Below are 20,524 nucleotides of genomic sequence, written 5' to 3'. Positions count from 1 at the left end.
CGATCAGGCCAGGGCGCCGTGGCAATGCTTGAACTTGCGGCCCGACCCGCACGGGCAAGGCGCATTACGGCTCTCGGGAACGCCGGCACCCTCAGGCATCGGCGGCAGGGGCATTGCGGGCGGGCCGTTTTCGCCGGAGCCCGTGATCGCCGCGAGGTCGAAATCCGCCGTATCGTCATCGCCCGACAGCGGGTCGAAGTGGGTCGTAATGAAGTCCGGCAGCTCCATCGGCGGCGGCGGGACGTCCTGGATCTGGATATGCGCACGCATCAGCGTCCGGGTCACTTCCTCGCGGATGGCGATCAGCAGCCGCTCGAACAGCAGGAAGGCCTCCTGCTTATACTCATCGATGGGCTTCTTCTGGGCGAAGCTGCGCAGGTGGATGACCTGGCGCAGGGCATCGAGGGTGGCGAGATGCTCCTTCCAGAAATGGTCGAGGTTCTGGAGCAGCAGGCTCTTTTCGATCTCGATCCAGCGTTCGGGGTCGGCGCCCTTGACCTTCTCGGCCATGACATCGTCCGCCATCTGCTGAATGCGCTCGACGAACAATTCCTGGTCGACCGCTTCTTCCTGGAGCCAATCGTCGATCGGCGGCTGGAGGCCAAGAACGGCGTCGATGCTTTCCTTTAAGCCCGCGACATCCCATTGCTCCGGGAAAGTGCCCGGCGGGCAGTGCGCGGCCACCAAAGAAGCCACGGTTTCCGTGCGCATGTCGGCGATGACGTCGCTGACATGTTCGGCTTCCATGATCTCGGCGCGCTGTTCGTAGATGACCTTGCGCTGGTCATTCATGACGTCGTCGAATTCGACGACCTGCTTGCGGATGTCGTAGTTGCGCGCTTCGACCTTCCTTTGCGCGGTCTCGATCGCCTTGGAGATCCACGGGCTGACGATTGCCTCTCCGTCCTCGAGGTTCTTGTTCATCAGGCGTGCGAATGCGGTCTGCGGGCCGAAGATACGCAACAGATCATCGTCGAGGCTGAGGTAGAAGCGGCTGAGGCCGGGATCGCCCTGACGGCCTGAACGGCCACGGAGCTGGTTGTCGATACGCCGGCTCTCGTGACGCTCGGTACCGAGCACGAAAAGGCCGCCGATTTCGAGCACGTGCCGTTTCTCGGCGATGATCTCCTCGCGGATCTTTTCGGCGCGAGCCTCATATTCCGGGGTGCCGGCGACGAGGTCGGGGAACTCGTCCTGCATGCGGAACTCTAGGTTGCCGCCAAGCTGAATGTCTGTGCCGCGACCTGCCATATTGGTGGCGATGGTGACCGCGCCGATGCGGCCGGCCTGGGCGACGATATGCGCCTCGCTCTCGTGGAAGCGGGCGTTGAGCACGGAGTGCCGGATCTTCTCTTTCTCGAGATATTCGGAAAGCATTTCCGACTTCTCGATCGAGACGGTACCGACCAGGACCGGCTGACCCTTTTCCTGTCGTGCGCGGATTTCCTTGGCGATGGCGCCGAACTTGTCGTTGATGTTCTTGTAGAACTCGTCGTCCTCATCGACGCGCTGGACCGGTACGTTGGTCGGAATCGAGACGACGTTCATCTTGTAGATGTCGAAGAATTCCGGTGCCTCGGTCAGCGCCGTGCCGGTCATGCCCGCGAGCTTCGGATACATGCGGAAATAGTTCTGGAAGGTGATGGAGGCGAGCGTCTGGTTCTCCGGCTCGACGCGAACGCCTTCCTTGGCTTCCACAGCCTGGTGGAGGCCATCGGACCAGCGGCGGCCATCCATCATGCGGCCGGTGAACTCGTCGATGATGACGACCTTGTCGTCCTTGACGATGTAATCGATGTCCCGCTTGAACATCTTGTTGGCCTTGAGGGCCTGGTTCAGGTGATGGACCGTCTGGGTGTTGGCGATGTCGTAGAGGTTCTGCCCCTCGATCAGGCCCGCCGCCTCGAGCATCCGCTCGGCCTTTTCGGTGCCGTCCTCGGTAAGGACGATGCTCTTCTGCTTCTCGTCCATCTCGTAATCGGCTTCGACGAACTGCTTCACGATGGCGTCAACGCCTGCGTACAGCTCAGACTTGTCGTCGGTCGGGCCCGAGATGATCAGTGGCGTGCGAGCTTCGTCGATGAGGATCGAGTCCACTTCATCGACGATGGCGTAGGCGAAGGGCCGCTGGACCATCTGTGCCCGCGTGTACTTCATATTGTCGCGCAGGTAGTCGAAGCCGAGCTCGTTATTGGTCGCGTAGGTGATGTCGGCGTTATAGGCCTCGCGCCGCTCGTCATCGGTGAGGCCGGGAACGATCACGCCGACCGTCAGGCCGAGGAAGCGATAGATCTGGCCCATCCAGTCGGCGTCGCGCTTGGCGAGGTAATCGTTGACGGTGACGACATGGACGCCCTTGGCGGGCAAGGCATTCAAATAGGTCGCGAGCGTCGCAACCAGGGTCTTGCCCTCGCCGGTCTTCATTTCGGCAATTTCGCCACGATGAAGGGCGATGCCGCCGATCAGCTGCACGTCATAGTGACGCTGGCCGAGCGTGCGCTTTGCCGCCTCGCGGACGGTCGCGAACGCTTCGGGGAGAAGGTCGTCGAGCTTGGTGCCCTCGGCGAGGCGCTGGCGGAATACCTGGGTCTGGTTGCGCAGCTCTTCGTCGGTGAGTGCGCTGATCGTCGGTTCGAAGGCATTGGTGGCGTCGACATGCTTGCCCAGAGAACGGACATAGCGGTCGTTAGCCGATCCAAAGATGGTCTTGGCCAGTGCGGCGATCATTCGAAAATCCCAGTCAAGCGAAGGAGCCCTTCAGCGTCTTTTGTGCGTGGCGGCTCGCTATGGCGAAAAGTCGCGGGCGATGTAGGGTTGGGCCTATGGCAAGTCAATTGAACCGGACCGGCGGATGCCTTTGTGGAACCGTGCGTTTCGAACTGAAAAGCGAGCCTTTAGATGCCGGCTGGTGCCACTGCCGGACATGCCAGCTTAATTCCGGAGCGCCGGCAATGGCTTTCGCGAGCGTGAGGGCCGGCGATTGGGTGGCGATTTCAGGCGCGGAATCGGTGCGCATGGTGAAGTCTAGCGGCTTCGGCCATCGCGGCTTTTGCGGGAAGTGCGGGACGCCGCTCTACATGAAGGTCGATCACCAGCCTGAAACCGTCGATTTCAGCATCGCGACGCTGGACGATCCCGACGCGGTTGCGCCGGGATTCCACATTTTCTGGTCGAGCAAGGTCGCCTGGTTCGAACCCGGCGACGATTTGCCGAAATATGAGAGGTTCAGGCCGGAAACGCCGGGCCTGAATTCAACGGAACCGCCGACTTAGCCGAGTTCACCTTCCACATGGCTGTCAGGTCAAGCTTGCCCCGCAAGCTCACCTTCCAACCATTGCTGGATATTGCTGCGCGGCGCCGCGCCAACCTTCTGCGCAACTGGCTGGCCGCCCTTAAACAGCAGCATGGTGGGGATGCCGCGGACGCCGTATTTGCCCGGCGTGTCGGGATTCTCGTCGATGTTGAGCTTCACGATCTCGACCTTGTCGCCGATGTCACCGGCGATTTCCTCAAGCGCCGGAGCGATCATGCGGCAGGGTCCGCACCACTCCGCCCAAAAATCGACCAGCACCGGCTTTTCCGAGCCCAAAACGTCGGTTTGAAAGCTCTGATCGGTGACGCTGCGGGTGGCCATGAGCAATTCTCCTAATAAGTGTTGCCGGTCATATGGGATGGTCAAACCTCGAGTGCAATGAGAGCCGGTCCGGCAGTGTAGAGGAGCGCTGCCTCCACCGTACGGCCGGGAAATATGACTCTCAGTGCTTCGGCATAGGCCCGCATCTGTGCGGCATGGCCGCGCGGAACATCGGCCGCCGATGACGGCACCCGGTTGCCGGTCTTGAAGTCGATAACGCGAACTTTGCCCTCTCCGACGAGCAGCCGGTCGACGGTGCCGGCGATGACGCGTCCGTCGGACAATGTGGCCGCGAGCGGAGCTTCGGCGAAAGAGTCCGGGCCGAAAAGGTCGGCGAACGAGGGATTGCCGATAATTCTGCAGGCGGCGTCAGCAATCTCCCGGCGGCGGGCCAAGTCGGATGCGCAGGCCGAACGCTCGAGCCAGGCAAGGGCCGCGTCGTGACGGTGACTGGCTTCAACTCCGGGCAACCGCTCGAAGAGGCTGTGCAGCAATGTACCGCGCTGGCCTGATTCCACTTGCGCAGGGCTCGGCGGCGGCGCGGGCTGGCCGTCGTCGAGGATCGCGGACGGAGCCAAGGGACGCGGCGGGCGGGCCTCGACGGGCGCGGGCAACTCCGCCCATTCCGGAATCTCTATCCGAGGCTGGGCGACTTTTGCCTTCGCCTTTCGAGCTTTTGCTGGCTCTCCTCCGCTGTGATGAAGCGCCGTGTGCCCATCGCCAAGGAGCGCGCCCATTGCTGACATCGCCTGTTCGACGATCAGGTGCCAGCAATTGGCGGGCCTTGGGTCGGAGCCGTCCTTCTTCTCCTTCGGCCGGACGCCGCTGACGATGAGATGATCGGCGGCGCGGGTGAGGGCGACGTAAAGCAGCCGCAAATGCTCCTGCGTGTCTCGCGTCTCTTGCGCTTCGATGATCTCTGTGAAGGGCGAGCAACGCTCATCCTTTTTCGGGCGTAGAAATGGCGCGGTGCCGATACCCGCGATGTCTAGGTCCACAGTAAGCGGCGTCCGGCCGAGTTTCGCCGGATCGCCTGTCGCGTCGGCGAGGATGACGACCGGGGCTTCCAATCCCTTGGCGCCATGAACGGTCATGACCCGGACTTCGCTGCCGGCCTGCCCCGGGTCACGCTGAACGTCGACCGTCCCGCGCGAGAACCAGGCGAGGAAACGGTCGAGGGAGGCGATCTCGTTGCGCTCGAATTCCAGCGCACTGTTCATCAGTTCGTCGATGGCGTCGCGAGCAGCCAGGCCAAGCCGGGAGTAGAGCTTGCGGCGGCCTTGCATGGGGCCCGTCAGGATCGTTTCGAGGAAGCGCGACGGCGTGGTGAAGTCCGCCATGTCGAGCAATGCCGACAGAGCCTCATGGGCGGTGCCGAAGAGGTGGCTTTCCCCTGCCCTGCGGCGAAGTTCGCGCCAGAGGCTCACCTTGCGGCCAAAGGCGAGGTCGCGAAGCTGGTCCTGATCCCAGCCGATGAGCGGCGAGACCAGCAGGCAGGCCAGGCTGAGGTCGTCGTGCGGCTGCACCACGAATTTCACGGCGGCCAGCAGGTCCTGGACGGCGAGCGGTTCGTGCAGGTGCAAGCGGTCGACGCCGGCCACCGGCACCCCGGCGGAGAACAGCCGGGCGACGATTAGCGAGGCCAGTTCGCCGCGGCTGCGGACAAGGACAAGGATGTCGCCGGGGGTGAGCGGGCGACCCGTCGAGGCGAGGACAGGCGCATCGTCGACCATCTGCCGGATCCGATCGGCCAGCGCGGTTGCATAGTGACGGTCGCGGACGCTGACCCAGCGCTCCTCCCCCTCGTCCGAATCGTCGGGAGATTGCTCGACGGCGAAGGGGTGCCAGAGTTCGACCATGCCCTGCCTGTCGGAATGATGCGCGCGATGAGCCGGCGGTGCTTCGTCCAGCGCCAATGCCTCATGGCCGACCGTGTCTATGACCGAATTGACGACATCCAGCACGGGCTGCGCAGAACGGAAGCTGGCGGCGATGGACAGGTCGCGGAACTCGGTCGGAAAGTCTGACTCGCTGAGATCTTCGGCGCGGGTCCTGAAGACCTTGCGGGCCTCTTCGAACCGCTTCGGATCGGTTCCCTGGAAACCGTAGATCGCCTGCTTGAGGTCGCCGACCATGAACAGAGTCCGGTGCCGTTCCTCGCTTTCGCTGCGGCCGCTGAAGAATTCCTCCACCAAATCCCCGACGATTTGCCACTGCGCGGCATTGGTGTCCTGGGCCTCGTCGACCAGCACGTGGTCGACCTGGCGATCGAGCTTATACCGTACCCAATCCCCCATGCCCGGTTGCCGAAGCAAATGGCGCGTCCATTCGATGAGGTCGTTGAAGTCGGCGACGCCGGCGGCGCGTTTCGCCTGAGTATAAGTCTTGGCGAATGCCTGCCCGGCTCGCAAACCGGCGGCAATGTCGGCAGCGAGACGTGCGCTGCGCTGGACCCGAAGCAGATCCCCGACCTTTGCCGCAAGCCGCTCCGCATGGTGCTCATAATCCGGGTCAGCCGAGAGCTGGCCCTTCTGGACCTTCTTGAGTTCACCCTTGGCGGTGAAGACGATCGACGCCAGGTCCGGCAGTGCTGCGGCGCGGGCAGTCGGAGCCATTGCAAGCCAAGCCTCGATCGTCTCGACGATCTTGGCGCCCGTCGCCGCGGCCCACGCCCTGTTGGCGCTGGCGATTGCTCTCAGCAGGTCGCAATCGAAGCCGTCGTCGGCGCAGCTCAGCGCCAGATACTCGTCGACCGAGCCTTCCGGCAGGCCGACCAGCTTGCGAACAGCTGGCTCGATTGTGTCCCGCGGGCCGAATTCCTTGAGAGCGTCGGCGCGGCGGGAGGATGCCTGCAGATATTCGATTGCGCCCGCCTCTCCGAGCCGGCGGCTGAGGCATTGGACGTCGCGGATCAGGCTGTCGTCGCCAGTGCCTTCGGCATCGGCCATCAGGTCGGCCAGGGTCAGCCGCACCAGTTCCTGCTCGGCCCGGCCTTCGATCGGGCGGAAGCCGGGGGCAATGCCGGCCTCTTCGGGGAAGGCGGCAAGGAGCGACTGCGCGAAACTGTGAATGGTCTGGATTTTGAGTCCGCCGGGGCAGTCCAGCACCTTTGCGAAAAGCCGGCGGGCGCGGTCACGCATTCGCTCGCCGCTATCCTCACCGAGCGCCTCGAGGTCTGCCGCCAGTTCGATGTCCTTGAGCCGGACCCAGGCGGCCAACCGCGCGCCGATGCGGTTGGCCATTTCCGCCGCGGCCGCCTTGGTGAAGGTCAGGCAGAGGATCGATTCCGGTCTTGCACCCTTCAGCAGGAGGCGCAGGACTCGCGCGGTCAGGACCTGGGTCTTGCCGGTGCCGGCGGAAGCGGACAGCGCCGCATGAACCGCCGGGTCCGACGCCAATGCCTGCTCGCCCTTCAGCTGCGGCAGGGTCTTGAAGCGCGCGCTCATGCGGCTTTCCAACTCAAGCGGGAGGAAATAGAGAAAGCGCCATGACCGATCAGAACGACGAATTCGACAAGGGAAATGAAGAGCGCCGTGCCAAGCTTGTGAAGGCAGGCGTCGCCGTCGGCATCGGCTCGGCGGCGATCGTCGCGGCGCTGCTCTATGCGTCGAAGGTCAAGAAAAAGAAGCGCTGAGCGGCTCATTTGCGGCCGTACCATTCTTCCAGCCGCATCAGCTGATCATAGTCGCCATAGGGTGCGTAGGCCGGGTTGAGCTTGGCCGTGAAAGGCTCGTCGCCGGTGAGCCAGCGCGCCGCAGCCTCTGCGAAATTGTCGGAGGCGTGCTTGAGGAAGTCTCCCGGCGCCATGTCCTTGTCGGGTCGCATCAGCCGTCCGAATTTTCCATTGTGCCGCTGTAGCGACCAATATTCGAAAGCCTCTGGATCGCCGCGCACATGCTCGAAACCGCCGGCGCGGCCGATCAGGCCGAGCAGCCCGAGCTGAAGCGCAAAGCCGGCATCCACCGCCTTTTGCGTCGGCGGCGCTCCCGTCTTGTAGTCGATGATCGCGAGGCCCTCGTCCGCGAGCCGATCGATCCGGTCGACGCGGCCGTGGACGGTGATGCCCGAGAGCGGCGTCTCGCCAGTGGCCTCTGCAGCCAGCGGGCGGCGCCCCTCGGCCTGATTGGCGCGTTCGAGGTCGGCGATCCAGTCGATCGCCTCAAGCAGGCGCGGCGCCCATAGGGCGCGGAGCATGGGATGAAGGGCCGCGTCCTGCAGCAATTGTTCGGCGCGCGGCCGCAGCTTGTCCGGGTCGCAATCGTCGAGCTGCAGCCATTGCTGGAAGGCGTCGTGAACGGCGCTGCCCTTCCAGGCGGCAGTATGGTCGGCGTCGACGGGCTCGAGCGCGCGCAGTTTGAGGATCGCCTGCGCGTAGAAGGCGAAGGGATCCGCTTTGAGCCGGTCGACAGAGGTGACAGAAATTCGATCTGGCCGCTGCTCGGCCGGTGGATTCGGCTCGGGCCGGTCCACCGGTTTCAGCGCGCCCGGATCGTCGAGCGCCCGTACCAACCGTTCCAGCTTGTGGTCGCGGGCGATGCCACCGGTCATCGCCTCCAGCCTCAACCAGAAGCGCGAAGCGACCGTCGGTGACTTGGCATCGCGGCGGGCGCGAGTCAGCAGCACCTTCGGCGCACCGAGTGCGCTGGCGAAATCGTGAGCCGCCAGCCCTATGCGGAATTCGAGCCCGGGAAGGCCGAGCTCCGACCGGATCTTCGGCGCTAGCCAGGGGTCCGGCGCAGGCAGTGCCGGCCAGACGCCTTCATTGAGACCACCGAGGATCAGCAGGTCCGCCTTTTGCAGTCGCGCTTCCAGGACGCCCCAGATCGAGACGCGCGGATGGCCGCCGTAAGGCGGGCGAACCGGCCGGGCGTCGAGCATCTGCCGGAGAAGGGGCACCCATTCCTCCGGGTCGAGCCGCAAGGTGCTGGCATCGGTGGAGGCTTCCAGTTCGGCGACCAATTCCCCGGCCATGCGGCCGTCGGGTCCCGTCCACGCGCGATCGCCGCACAATAGGGTCGCCATCTCGCGCAGGGCAGCGGCAAGGTCCGACAGGGTGAGCGAGGTCGCGAACCTTTGCTCCATCATGGCAAGGAGCGGCCTGAGGTTGGCCCAATTGGTTGCGGCCTTGTCGGCAAAGTGTCGGTCGAGGCCCTCGATTCCCGCCGCGGGGCGTGGGCCTCGCAATTTCTCGTCGAGGATTCGTATTTCGTCGAGCCAACGCAGGCGCTCTTCGCCCTCGCCGCCGACAAGCGGATGCTTCAACAGTGCCAGTAACGCGACGGGCGCGAGGCTCTCGGCGGCGGCGGAAGCAATACTGAGCAGGAGCGTGCCGGCCGGCCATTGCGACAAAGCTCGACCGGCGCTGTCGTCGGCTTCAATGCCCCAGCGGGCGAGCAATGCCGAAACCCGGGCGGCGAGCGTGCGGTCGGGAGTCACAAGCGCGGCGGTCTGGCCTTCCGTCTCGACGGACTGGCGCAATGCCAATGCAATCGCGGTGGCTTCGGAGGAGGGATCCGCGAGCTCGACGGATCGGATTCCCGTCAGCCGTCGCTCGGCCGGGTACAGGCGGCTCCATTTGTCGCTGAAATCGGCGGCGGTCATGGCATTGGCGATGGCGCGGCCCCGCGCCGCCGGAGACGAGGCCCGGCCTGCGCCCCGCCATTCCTCGACTTCACCACGGGCCACGCCGATGCGGTTGAGCAGCAGCTTCAAGTGGTATTGCGGATGAGATTCCTCGCCGCGGCCCTTCTCGTCAGGGCCGAGTGCGTCCCATTCTTCATCGGGCAAGCTGCGGGCAAGCGCCAGGCCGGGCAGGACAATCAAGCCCTTCGGTAGTCGTGAGACAGCGGCCAGCAAGGCGGCGACCGCCGGGGCCGCGGTCGTGATGCCGGCAGCGACTGTGAAGCCTACTGGCGGGCGCTCCAACCACCGTGCAGCCGTGGCGCGCAGTAAGCGGTTGCGACGCTCCGCCAGGTCCGTGAGACCCCGCCGTTGCAATTCCGCGGGCCAGGCATGGATGATCGCCCGCAGGCGCTGCAGCGAGGCGTGCCAGTGGCCGGCGACTTCCGGATCGTCGATCGGGATTTCCGCGAGGCGGGAAGCGGGCACTTCCTCGATTGTCAGCGCGTCAAGGGTGCGGCCAAGCTCGACGGCGATCCGGACGACCTCTGCCGCTCCCTCGCCCTCCGCCCGGATGATCCCCGCCAGTGCAAGTTCGCGGGCCAGAGGCTCGATCGCCGGAGGCAATAGTTCGGAACTGTCGGCGGGGTCGAGTGCGCCACCAACACGATCATCTAGGTCCGGATCGCCGACCGCGATGAGGCGCGGGAGAATAAGGCCGCCGCCGCTCGCGCGGACGAATGCCTCGGTCACGGTCCGGACCGCGCGGTTATTGGGGAGCAGGATGCGGCCATTGGCCAAGGACATCGGCTCATTGCCGTGCCGGCGCATCAGGCCGGCGACCAGGCTGTCCGCAAAGCTGCGATGCGAGGGGATCGTGTAAACCGAGGGGCGCGCCGCGCGCTCGCGCTCCTCAAGCATCGACGAGGGTGGCCTCCGTCTGGCGGATTGCGGAAGGCGTGCCGACGTCGAACCACAGGCCCTGGTGGACAGCGCCGAAACAGCGGCCCTCGGCAATGGCCCGATCCCAGAAGATGTTGGTCGAGAACGCCCCCTCCGGCGCGTCCCTCAGGAGGCGCTTCGAGACCAGCTGGATGCCGGTGTAGACGTAGGGGGCAACCTTGGAACGGTTGCGACGCTGGAGGCGGCCGAAGCGGTCCATGTGGAAATCGCCGAGCGCGCGATGGTTGTAGGCCCGAGCGTGAGGGACGAGGAGGAGCAGCGCGTCCATCGCGTCGCCGTCCCATTGCGATGCGAGGAGGCGCAGGGTGTCAGTCGGACCATCGACCCAATAATTGTCGCTGTTGATGGCGAAGAAGGGGTCGCAGTGGATCAGCGGCTCAGCCTTGACCATGCCGCCACCAGTTTCCAGCAGCAGGTCGCGCTCGTCGGAGAAGCTGACCTCGACGTCCTTCTGGTTCTGGAGATGGGCCTCCAGGGCGCCGGCGAGATAGTGGACGTTGACGACGGCCTTGGTGATGCCGGCGGCGCGGAGGTGGTCGAAGACATGATCGATCAGCGGCTTGCCGTTGACCTCGATTAGCGGCTTGGGGCGCGTCGCGGTCAGCGGCCGCATGCGCTTGCCGAGCCCCGCCGCCATGACCATCGCCGTGTCGGGGATAGCCGTGGCTATCTCGGGCCGGAGGCGAAGCGAGCGGCGGGCCGGCATCAGGCGGCCTCCAACCAGGGCGCGCGGCGGGCCGAGACCGGGATGTTAGCGTCGAACCAGTCGCGAACCGGACTCAGCAGCGGTTTCGAAAGATCGCGTTCCAACAGGCCCCACATGCGCGGCTGGAAGCGGCGATATCCGGGTTTTCCGTCGCGTTTCCAAAGCCTTGTGAACACTCCGAGGATCCTCGTGTTGCGCTGTGCAGCGAGGGCCCAATAAGCGCGTTCGAAGACTTCTCCGTGACCGGTGGCGGCGATGTAGCGGTCGAGCATCGCGCGTTCGAGCTCTTCGGGGACGTCGCGGCGGGCGTCTTCGAGGACCGAGCAGAGGTCGTAGGCCGGGTGGCCGGCGAGCGCGTCCTGGAAATCCAACAGGCCGAAATGGGCAACGCCGTCGCGGCCGTGGACCAGCATGATGTTCTCGGCATGGTAGTCGCGAAGAACGGTGACCGGGCCGAGGCCGTCGTTGGCGACGGGTCCAAGGACTTCGGTCCAGGCGGCGCGGTAGCTGCCTTTGTCGACATCGAGGCCGACCGCCGGGCAATACCAGTCGGTGAAGAGCATCAGCTCGTCGAGCCATTGCGCCAGGCCATGCGGCGGCAGGCTGCCCATCGGCGCATGTTCGTGGAGATGGACGAGGACGTCAGTCGCCATCTCGTAGAGCTCGCGCTCACGGTCCGGCGATGTGTCGAGCGTCTCCCGCAGGCGGTCGTTGCCGAAGTCGTCGAGCAACAAGAGGCCGCGATCGAGGTCGCGGGCGAGGATTTCGGGGGCGCTCAAACCGACGGACAACAGCCATTCGGCGACCGAGATGAAGGGCCGCGGATCCTCGTGCGGGGGCGGCGCGTCCATGAGGACGGCCTGGCGGTCGTCCTGGAACACACGGAAATAGCGGCGGAAGCTGGCATCGCCGGCAAGCGGCTCGATCCGCGCCCCTGCCCAGCCGCAACCGGCAAGGAAATCGTCAGCGGATTCGGGCGGAATCATTGGGGAGGCCATCGCCCTTCCCATGCCGCCGGGACCTCGGCTGTCAAGCGGCGGCGCTGGGGATCGAGGATTTCGAGCGACAGGCGCAGCGCATCGGGCCAAGCGCCCTCGCCTACCCGCTCCGGCCATTCGACAATCAATATGCCGTCACCGAGCGAATCCAGCCCGAGCTCGGCCAGTTCCGCCGGATTTTCGACGCGGTAGAGGTCGGCGTGCCAGACCGGCGGATCCAGATCCTCGTAGGGCTGGACGATGGCGAAGCTTGGGCTCGGCACCTCGCCGTCATGACCGAGCGCGTGGAGCAGGCCGCGCACGAGCGTCGTCTTGCCGGCGCCGAGGTCGCCGGTCATCGCGACCACGTCGCCGGGCCGCAGTTGGCTGGCCAGCGCTTTGCCGACAGCGACCGTCGCCGCCTCGTCTTCGAGAATCATTGCGGCGCCCGCGGGATCTTCAGTGTGATCGTCGTGCCCTTGCCGAGCGCGGATTCGAGTTCGACCTTGCCGCCGTGCGCTTCGACGAATTGCTGGGTCAGCGGCAGGCCGAGGCCGAATGCAGCGTCGCCACGGGCATTGCCGCCGACACGATGGAAGCGGGTGAAGACCTGTTCCTGGTCCTCCGGCGAGATGCCCGGTCCGTTGTCGGTGACGCTGATGGTGACGCATTCCTCGTCACCGCCGGCCGAGACTTTGATCTTGCCGCGATCGGGCGTGTAGCTGACCGCGTTGCGCAGGACATGCTCGATGGATTCACGGAGTCTGCGGCTGTCGCCCACGACGACGCCGGTCGAGCCGTCGACGGAAAGATCCAGCTTCTGCTTTTTCTCGGCGGCGCGCGGCGTGAGAGCATCGATCGCGGTCCGGACGAGGCCGGCCATGTCGATCCGCTCTTTCTCCAGCACCACGCCCTTGCGGTCGCCCTGGGTTAGATCGAGCACGTCGTCGATGAGCTTGGCGAGGCGCTCGACGGATTCGAGGATTGCCGAGACGTAATCGGCTGCCGCCGGCGCAAGCTTGCCCGCGTAACCTGCCGCCAGCATCTCCGCGAAACCGCCGATCGAGGTCAGCGGCGTACGCAGTTCGTAGCTCATGTTGGCGACGAAGTCGGTTTTGATGCGGTCGGCTTCTTCAAGACCGGTGGCGCGCTCGCGCAATGCCGCCTCAATGCGCGTGGAGTCCGTGACGTCGATCATGGTGAAGAGCGCGTTGCCGTCAGGAAGCGGCACGGCGGCGAACTCGAAGTGGCGGCCGTCGGTCATCGAGACGCGGCCGGTGCCTGAGCGGCGGCCGCTGGTCGTCGAGCGGACCATTTCGCGAACCTGGGCGGCGGCGGTCGGATTGACCAGGCGGCGGGCCATGGCCGGCACCAATTCGTCGACGCGCGGGTGCTCGGACAGCCATTGCTCGTCCAGCTCCCACACCTCGCTGAAACGCTTGTTCCAGAGGTAGAGGCGTCCGTCGCTGGCGAAGACGCTGATCGCTTCGAAGAGGTTGTCGAAGGTCGCCGTGCGGACGCGAAGCAGGGTGTCGCGAGCCGAGGCCAGACGCACCTGCTCGGTCCGGTCCTCGACGATCATGCGGACGCCGCCGTCGGGCAGCGGCTGGGCGACGATCCGCCAGTGGTCGCCGCTGGCGAGGATCCAGTCCTCGGAAATCACCTCGTCCGTGGAGATGAACCACTCGCGCCGCTCGGCCTTCCATGCCGGAAAGTCGCGGACTTCCGGGAGGCGGGCATTCTCGCGCATGCGCTCCAGCAGCCGGTCGAACTCCGGCTTTTCGGCCAGCCATTCGGGCTCAATCTGCGCCATGACGGCGAACGGCTGGTTGAAGAAGCCCAAGGTCCGGTCTGCGTCGAACTGGACGACGCCGGCGGTCATGCGGTCGGCCAGCTCGCGTTGGGATTCGACATGCTGGGCCAGTTCGAAACGTGCGTCCTCAAGGTCCTGGATGTCGATGGCGAAGCCGGCGACGGCACCGGTGGGCAGCGGGACGTCGACCAGCTTCAGCATTCTCCGCTCGCCGCCGATGGTGGCGGGCTCGGTGCGGACGTACGGCCGCCCAGCCTCCAGCGCCGCAAGCGCGCCGGCACGAGCGCTGTCGTCGCCGGGGCTGTCGATCAGCTCGCTGCCGCGGGCGATGACCTCGGCGGCGTCGCGTGCCTCGACGGCTGCAACGAAAGCGCTGTTGACCAGGCCGAGGCTCATGTCCGGCCCGCGGTACCACATGGGGAATGGCGCGCTTTCGATGAGGTGGGTCAGGCTGTCGAGGGCGAGTTCCGTCTGGTGGAGCTGCGTCGTCAGCTTCAGCCGCTCCGCCTCTGCGCCGCTGGTGTCGAACAGCCAGAGCAAGAGGGTGCCGTGCGGATGCGGTGCGCCTGCGGGCCCTCCCCGCACCTCAAGAACGCGTTCCGAACCGGCAATGCGGACCTGCCGCTCGATGGGCGGGCCGCCAATGGCCGCCGAGGCGATGTCGCCACGCAGGACTTCAAGGTCCTCGGCGCGGATGCCGCTGTCGTTTCCGGTCAGCTGGTCGAGCGTCTTCGGCTCGTCCTTGAGGCCGAGGTCGCGCTGGAGATGGGAATCGATCTCGACCTTGCCGTTCGTGTGGATGAGCAAGGCCCGCGCAGGCGCAGAGCGCAGCAAGGCCGCAGTCGTGCGGGCACTGGCGAGAACGGCATTGGCGCGGGCGATGCGCCGCGTCGCCATGATGAGGATGAGCGCCGCGATCGCCAGCCAGAAGGCGGCAAGGATGATGACGACCATCGCCGTGCTGCTACTCATGATCGCCGCTGCTTGAGCCCACCCGCCATGAATGGGTCATAAGGCGCGGCTGCACAAAGAAAAAGGGCGGCACCGCGATGGCACCGCCCTGTTTTTGACTGGCAGTCACTTGAGGCTCGCTCTCGCGATGCTCCTGCATCGCTGACGCTTACCACGTGACGTCGGTCCTGACCGCTACGCGGCAGGCCGGCCGGAGCTTCGCATCTCTCGACCAGCTAGAAATCGCTGCGCAATTTCTTCGCTAGCCTCGGTGCTTCGCTCAGTAACGATAATGATCCGGCTTGAACGGACCTTCCTGCTTGACCCCAATGTAGTCGGCCTGGGTCTTGCTCAGCTCCGTCAAGTGCACCCCCAGCTTGCCGAGATGCAAACGGGCGACCTTCTCGTCGAGGTGCTTGGGCAGCACGTAGACGTCGTTTCCGTACTGGTCGCTCTTGGTCCAAAGCTCGATCTGCGCCAGCACCTGGTTGGTGAAGCTGGAGCTCATCACGAAGCTCGGGTGGCCGGTGGCGTTGCCGAGGTTCACGAGGCGGCCCTTCGAGAGGACGATGATTTTCTTGGCGTCGGGGAATTCGACCTCGTCGACCTGCGGCTTGATTTCGGTCCACTTGTAGTTGGCGAGCGCACCAATCTGGATCTCGCTGTCGAAGTGACCGATGTTGCAGACGATCGCCATGTTCTTCATCGCCCGCATGTGATCGAGCGTGATCACGTCCATGTTGCCGGTCGCGGTAACGAAGATGTCGGCGCGCTTCGTCGCCTCTTCCATCGTCACGACCTCATAACCCTCCATCGCCGCCTGCAGCGCGCAGATCGGGTCGATTTCGGTGACGAGGACACGTGCACCGCCGTTGCGGAGCGAGGCGGCCGAGCCCTTGCCGACATCGCCGAAGCCGGCGACGCAGGCGACCTTGCCGGCGAGCATGACGTCCGTCGCGCGGCGGATGGCGTCGACCAGCGACTCCTTGCAGCCGTAGAGGTTGTCGAACTTCGACTTGGTGACGCTGTCGTTGACGTTGATCGCCGGGAACGGGAGCTTGCCCTTCTTGGCGAGGTCATAAAGGCGGTGGACGCCGGTGGTGGTTTCTTCCGAGACGCCCTTGATGGCTTCGACGGTCTTGGTGAGATAGCCCGGACGCTCCGCGAGGAAGCGCTTCAGCGTCGCCGCGAAGATTTCCTCTTCTTCGTTCGACGGAGTGAAGAGAGCCTCACCGCCTTCGACGCGTGCGCCCCAGAGCGCGAACATGGTGGCGTCGCCACCGTCGTCGAGGATCATGTTGCAGGTCGTGTCCTGGCCCCAGTCGAAGATGCGGACGACGTAGTCCCAATATTCTTCGAGCGTCTCTCCCTTGACGGCGAAGACGGGCGTGCCGCCGGCGGCGATGGCGGCGGCAGCATGGTCCTGGGTCGAGAAAATGTTGCACGAGGCCCAACGGACGTCGGCGCCAAGGACCTTCAGCGTCTCGATCAACACGGCCGTCTGGATGGTCATGTGCAGCGAACCAGTGATGCGCGCGCCCTTCAGCGGCTTCGATGCGCCGAACTCGTCGCGCAGCGCCATCAGGCCCGGCATTTCGGTCTCGGCGATCTCGATCTCCTTGCGGCCGAAATCGGCGAGGGAAATGTCCTTGATGACATAGTCGCGGGTCAGGGTAGCGGTGTCGGCCACTGTGCAGTTCTCCGGTGTTAGAAGTCGCGGGCGCCCTAGCGCCGAGCGCGCCGGAAGGCAAATATAAAGAATTCTTTATATGTCAGGCGGCGCCCGTTTCGCCGACTAGCAGGCGCGGATCGATACCTTCGGCCTGGAAGGCCGTGACCCAGCGCTCGTCGGACGGCGTGTCGAACAGGATCGCGTTGTTGCCGGCCGCCGGATACCAGCCGTGGCGTGTCATTTCCTCTTCGAGCTGACCTTCGCCCCAGCCGGCATAGCCGAGCGCGATCAGCCATTGCGACGGGCCCTTGCCCTCGGCGATGGCTTTCAGGACATCGATCGTCCCGGTCAGCGCAAAATTGCCGTTCGGCCCGGCGACATGGACCGTGTCCTGGCCGCCCCAATCCTCGCTGTGGAGGACGAAGCCCCTGCCCGGCTCGACCGGCCCGCCATGGAGGACGGCGCGATCCGGCGCCTCGCCGGGATCGAGGCCGAGCTGCTTCAGGAGCGAACGGAAGCGGATGCCGGCGCGCTTGTGGCCGATGCCGATGCCGACCGCGCCATTTTCATCATGGACGGCGAGCGCAATGACGGCATGGTCGAAACGCGGGTCGGACATGCCGGGCATGGCCAGCAGCAGTCGTCCGGACAGGAAAGGCGGTTGCTCCATCTCAGGCATCAAAATGCTCCGCGCATGAAAAGGGAGCAAGCCACTTCGACAAGCTCAGCGCAGGCTTGAGACAGTCACCCTGCGGCCCTATGTCGCCGCCACGCGACAAAAGGAGAATTCCCAATGACGATCCAGGTTGGCGACCGCATTCCCGACGTGCCCTTGACCATTGCAACGGCCGATGGGCCCGAAGCGACGACCAGCAGCGATTATTTCGCCGGCAAGAAGGTGGCGCTGTTCGCGGTTCCGGGCGCCTACACGCCGACCTGCTCCGCGCGGCACCTGCCGAGCTTCGTCGAAAAGGCCGGGGAACTGAAGGCCAAGGGCGTCGACGAGATCGCCTGCACATCCGTCAACGACGCCTTCGTCATGGGGGCCTGGAACCAGGCGCAGGGCAGCCAGGACATCACCATGATCGCCGACGGCAACGGCCTGTTCGCGCATGCGGTTGGCCTTGAGATGGACGCTTCGAAGTTCGGAATGGGCCAGCGCAGCCAGCGTTATTCGATGGTCGTCAATGACGGCGTTGTCGAGCAGCTGAACGTCGAGGCGCCGGGCGAATATCGTGCCTCCAGCGCCGAATATATGCTAGAACAGCTCTAGGCTTCACGAGCCGCCGATTTTTCCTCTCCGCTGGCCGTTCTAGCGCAACGGCCGGCGCGATGAGACGTTCGTTCACCGGGTGGGGGAACTTGCGTAACAAGGAGAGCGAAATGGCACGTACCCAATCCAGCCGCGGCGGCGGAGGCCGCAGCCGTAGCTCAAGCACGAGCAGCACGAGCAATTCACGAACCAACAACGACGGCAGCTTCTTGGGCGCGCTGAAGGACCGCCCTTATGCGGCGGCGGGCGTCGCCGCGGGCGTCGCCGGAGTCGCGGCGGCGAGCGCCTTCCTCTGGTCGAAGCGCAGCCAGATCGGCGAGGCGATCGACAGCGGCATGGAGAAGCTCGAGCAGCTGAAGGCCGAGCGCTGGGACGGTGAAGAAAATCGCGACCAGAGCGACATTGCCGAAGAGGCGATGACGCTGAAGGAGACCGGCAGGAAGTCGAAGGGGTCGCGAGGCCCAATCGCGCAGCAGGACATCAAGGCCGGTATCGCCGAGAGCAACCAGGAGGCCAAGGCCGGCGCCAAGGCTTATTCCTGATTTAGGAGGGGGCGCTGCTTAGCGTCCCCCCTTCCCGAGGAAGCGGGCAATCGCCTCGCCAAGCTCAGGCCGGGTGACGGAGTTCATGTGCGTGCCGGGAATCTCGGCATAGTCGGCATTGGGAAGCGCGTTGGCGAGCTCGATCGCCGAACCATTGTCGTCGTCCTTGTCGCCGCAAACGACGAGCGTCGGCATGGAGAATGCCTCGGCAAGGGCTGCCTTGGATTCCCGGTCGCGCATCGTGCCGAGCAGCAGCTTGGCCGCCTCCCGGTCGATGTTCATGGTCTTCATGAACTGGATGGCGAGCCAGTGGGGATCGCCACGCTGGACCTTGCCGAACAAGTCGATGGCGTGGACGTAGAAATGGCTGCGCTTTTCCCAGTTCGTGAACACGTCGAGGCCAGTGCCGGCGAGGATGGCGCGCTTCGGCTTAAGGCCGCTGAGCACCGCCTCGATGGTGGTGCGGGCGCCCAAGGAAAAGCCGCCGAGGTCGAAATCGTCGAGGCCAAGGTGCTCGATCAACTCGCGGAGGTCGCGGACGAGGATGAGCTGCGGGTAATGAACGGCTTCATGCGGCTTACCGCTCTGGCCGTGCGCGCGGAGGTCGGGGGCAATGACACGATAGCCTTCGCGGGCGATGCGTTCGGCCGTGCCGAACTTCACCCAGTTGACGTTGCTGTCGGAAAAAAGGCCGTGGAGCAGGATGATGGGCCGCCCCTGCCCGACTTCGCGCCACGCAAGCTGAATGCCGTCTGAGGAGGTGAAGAAGGTGACGTCGGTCATGCCGGCTCCGGTGCAGCTTGGACTTTGCGAACCACGCCGAAAACAACGGTCAAAAGGGCAATCAGGACCAATGTGAACGCGAGCAGGAAAGCGCCGCCCGGTTGGCCGCGTTCCGCGCCGAACGCCAGCGCCTGGGTCATTGCCAGCGGCCCGATGATGCTCGCGATGCTGGAAATGCTCGCCATGCCGCCTTGCAAGGCGCCTTGGTGCGAGGCGTCGGTCATGCGCGACAGCAAGGCGTTGAGCGAAGGCCAGACAAGGCCCTGCAGCGCCGACACGAAGATGATGGTGTAGATGGTCCAGTTCTGCTCGGCGAAGACGTAGGCGAGGAAACTCAGGCCTCCGACCGTCATGCCGATGAGCACCGCTTTCGCTTCGCCGACGCGGGCGATGATTTTCCCGGTGAGCCCCGCCTGCACGATCGCCATGGCTAGGCCGGCAGCGGCCAGTGACCAGCCGATTTGCGCCGCGGTCCAACCGTGGGCGAGCTCTGCCCAGAAGGCCCAGGTGGCGGGATAGACGAAGTGGCCGAGCTGCCAGAGCAGGGCCGCGACCAGCAACGGCGTGGCGCCGCCGGCATGGAACAATGGCTTGAAGGTGCCGATGATATTGGCTTCGCGCCAGCGGAATTGGCGGCGCTTCTCCGCGCTCAGCGTCTCGGGCAGCTGCATCGCAATCCAGATGGCGTTCACCCCGGCGAGCGCGGCGGCGACGACGAATGGCGTGCGCGTGCCGAATCCTGCAAGCAGGCCGCCAAGCGCTGGTCCGATGATGAAGCCCAAGCCGAAGGCGGCGCCCATCAGACCGAAGGTGGCGCCGCGCTTTTCCGGCGGCGTGACGTCGGCGAGCACGGCATTGGCGGGACCGTAGGTCGCTCCGGCGATGCCGGCGATCGTACGCCCAACGAACAGCCAGGCGAGCGTCGGCGCGGCCGCCATCAGCAGATAATCGATGCCGAAACCGATGACGCAGAAAAGCAGGATCGGGCGGCGGCCATATTTGTCGCCGAGATTGCCGAGGATCGGGCCAGCGAAGAACTGCGCGATGGCATAGGCCACCAGCATGTAGCCGGCGATCCGCGTCGCCTCCGTGAGCGAAACGTGGCCGAGGTGAACGACGAGGCCGGGCAACACCGGCAGGACGATGCCGAAACCGATCGAATCCAGAAGCAGGATCATCAGGACGATCGGAACGGCGGGATGGTGGAAGCGCCTCATCCGCGGGTTGCCCGCCACGCAAGGACAGCCCAGCCAAGGATCATCGCCGCGCCGCCGATCGGAGTCACGGCCCCCAGCCAGTGAGGGGCGCCGAGTGCCATCGCGAACAGGGTGCTCGAGAAAACCAGGGCTCCTCCTGCCATCATCAGGGCCGGAAGTCGTGCCCAAGCCAGCCCGGAAAAGCCGACTGCGAGCACTGCAAGCGCGTGCCACATCTGATATTGAACCGCGGTCTGCCACCAGCCCAGCTCTTCCGGGTCGAGCCGTGACTTCAGCGCATGGGCGCCGAATGCGCCGAGCATCACTGCGAGTCCGCCGAGAGTGGCTCCCGCTACCGTCAACCGGCGATCGATCGGGGTGCCGGGTCTATTCAT

Annotated in this window: 17 protein-coding genes; 4 read left to right on the top strand and 13 right to left on the bottom strand. The window is 65.1% G+C overall.

Features of this window, described 5'->3' with window-relative positions:
- Positions 1-3: 3 nt before the first annotated feature.
- A complete protein-coding gene (gene secA, locus LZ536_RS00865; RefSeq protein ID WP_249846426.1) occupies positions 4-2,727 on the bottom strand; it encodes a preprotein translocase subunit SecA in 2,724 nt (907 codons plus the stop codon).
- 59 nt (positions 2,728-2,786) lie between these two features.
- Here secA and LZ536_RS00860 point away from each other — a divergent pair, with 59 nt between their 5' ends.
- Positions 2,787-3,272: a GFA family protein gene (locus LZ536_RS00860; protein WP_348538796.1), complete on the top strand. Its 486-nt coding sequence runs from the start codon at positions 2,787-2,789 to the stop codon at positions 3,270-3,272.
- A 29-nt stretch (positions 3,273-3,301) separates the two neighbouring features.
- On the opposite strand, the gene trxA is transcribed toward LZ536_RS00860, so the two are convergent.
- Together trxA and addA are read right to left on the bottom strand one after the other, a co-directional pair.
- Positions 3,302-3,634, bottom strand: a complete 333-nt coding sequence (trxA, locus tag LZ536_RS00855; RefSeq protein WP_249846424.1) for a thioredoxin — start codon at positions 3,632-3,634, stop codon at positions 3,302-3,304.
- A 41-nt stretch (positions 3,635-3,675) separates the two neighbouring features.
- Positions 3,676-7,080, bottom strand: coding sequence for a double-strand break repair helicase AddA (gene addA, locus LZ536_RS00850; protein WP_249846423.1), 3,405 nt, complete (start codon positions 7,078-7,080; stop codon positions 3,676-3,678).
- A gap of 41 nt (positions 7,081-7,121) precedes the next feature.
- On the opposite strand from addA, the gene LZ536_RS00845 reads away from it, so the two are divergent.
- Positions 7,122-7,268, top strand: coding sequence for a hypothetical protein (locus LZ536_RS00845; protein ID WP_249846422.1), 147 nt, complete (start codon positions 7,122-7,124; stop codon positions 7,266-7,268).
- Between the two features lie 5 nt (positions 7,269-7,273).
- Here the strand turns inward: LZ536_RS00845 and addB are convergent, their stop codons facing one another.
- The 7 genes from addB to LZ536_RS00810 all read right to left on the bottom strand — a co-directional run bounded on the left by addB (position 7,274) and on the right by LZ536_RS00810 (position 17,005).
- Positions 7,274-10,174, bottom strand: a complete 2,901-nt coding sequence (addB, locus tag LZ536_RS00840) for a double-strand break repair protein AddB (RefSeq protein WP_249846421.1) — start codon at positions 10,172-10,174, stop codon at positions 7,274-7,276.
- Positions 10,167-10,922: a nucleotidyltransferase family protein gene (locus LZ536_RS00835; protein WP_249846420.1), complete on the bottom strand. Its 756-nt coding sequence runs from the start codon at positions 10,920-10,922 to the stop codon at positions 10,167-10,169. The genes addB and LZ536_RS00835 overlap by 8 nt, the downstream gene beginning before the upstream one ends.
- Positions 10,922-11,908 carry an aminoglycoside phosphotransferase family protein gene (locus LZ536_RS00830; RefSeq protein WP_249846419.1) on the bottom strand — a complete coding sequence of 329 codons (987 nt, stop codon included), beginning with the start codon at positions 11,906-11,908 and terminating at the stop codon, positions 10,922-10,924. The genes LZ536_RS00835 and LZ536_RS00830 overlap by 1 nt, the downstream gene beginning before the upstream one ends.
- Positions 11,905-12,339: a tRNA (adenosine(37)-N6)-threonylcarbamoyltransferase complex ATPase subunit type 1 TsaE gene (gene tsaE / locus LZ536_RS00825; protein ID WP_249846418.1), complete on the bottom strand. Its 435-nt coding sequence runs from the start codon at positions 12,337-12,339 to the stop codon at positions 11,905-11,907. Before tsaE ends, LZ536_RS00830 begins: the two co-directional genes overlap by 4 nt.
- Positions 12,336-14,684 (bottom strand): sensor histidine kinase, encoded by a 2,349-nt coding sequence (locus LZ536_RS00820; protein ID WP_249846417.1) that lies wholly within the window; start codon positions 14,682-14,684, stop codon positions 12,336-12,338. The genes tsaE and LZ536_RS00820 overlap by 4 nt, the downstream gene beginning before the upstream one ends.
- A gap of 259 nt (positions 14,685-14,943) precedes the next feature.
- Positions 14,944-16,353, bottom strand: coding sequence for an adenosylhomocysteinase (gene ahcY, locus LZ536_RS00815; RefSeq protein WP_249846416.1), 1,410 nt, complete (start codon positions 16,351-16,353; stop codon positions 14,944-14,946).
- An 82-nt stretch (positions 16,354-16,435) separates the two neighbouring features.
- Entirely contained in the window at positions 16,436-17,005 is a 570-nt protein-coding gene (locus LZ536_RS00810; RefSeq protein WP_249848517.1) for a YqgE/AlgH family protein, read from the bottom strand.
- Between the two features lie 123 nt (positions 17,006-17,128).
- Between LZ536_RS00810 and LZ536_RS00805 the strand changes: the two genes are divergently transcribed.
- Both LZ536_RS00805 and LZ536_RS00800 read left to right on the top strand, forming a co-directional pair.
- Positions 17,129-17,608, top strand: coding sequence for a peroxiredoxin (locus tag LZ536_RS00805; RefSeq protein ID WP_249846415.1), 480 nt, complete (start codon positions 17,129-17,131; stop codon positions 17,606-17,608).
- Positions 17,609-17,718: 110 nt separating this feature from the next.
- Positions 17,719-18,150, top strand: a complete 432-nt coding sequence (locus tag LZ536_RS00800) for a hypothetical protein (protein ID WP_249846414.1) — start codon at positions 17,719-17,721, stop codon at positions 18,148-18,150.
- A gap of 18 nt (positions 18,151-18,168) precedes the next feature.
- Here LZ536_RS00800 and LZ536_RS00795 read toward each other — a convergent pair whose 3' ends face one another.
- The 3 genes from LZ536_RS00795 to LZ536_RS00785 are packed head-to-tail and all read right to left on the bottom strand — an operon-like array spanning position 18,169 to position 20,524.
- Entirely contained in the window at positions 18,169-18,933 is a 765-nt protein-coding gene (locus tag LZ536_RS00795; RefSeq protein WP_249846413.1) for an alpha/beta fold hydrolase, read from the bottom strand.
- Complete coding sequence (locus LZ536_RS00790; protein ID WP_249846412.1) at positions 18,930-20,150, bottom strand: MFS transporter; 1,221 nt, start codon at positions 20,148-20,150, stop codon at positions 18,930-18,932. The genes LZ536_RS00795 and LZ536_RS00790 overlap by 4 nt, the downstream gene beginning before the upstream one ends.
- Positions 20,147-20,524 (bottom strand): DUF423 domain-containing protein, encoded by a 378-nt coding sequence (locus LZ536_RS00785; protein ID WP_249846411.1) that lies wholly within the window; start codon positions 20,522-20,524, stop codon positions 20,147-20,149. Before LZ536_RS00785 ends, LZ536_RS00790 begins: the two co-directional genes overlap by 4 nt.

The sequence above is a fragment of the Sphingomonas alba genome (genome assembly GCF_023516555.1).
Taxonomy (GTDB): Bacteria; Pseudomonadota; Alphaproteobacteria; order Sphingomonadales; family Sphingomonadaceae; genus Sphingomicrobium; species Sphingomicrobium album.
This window is presented reverse-complemented; position numbering and strand designations above follow the sequence as displayed.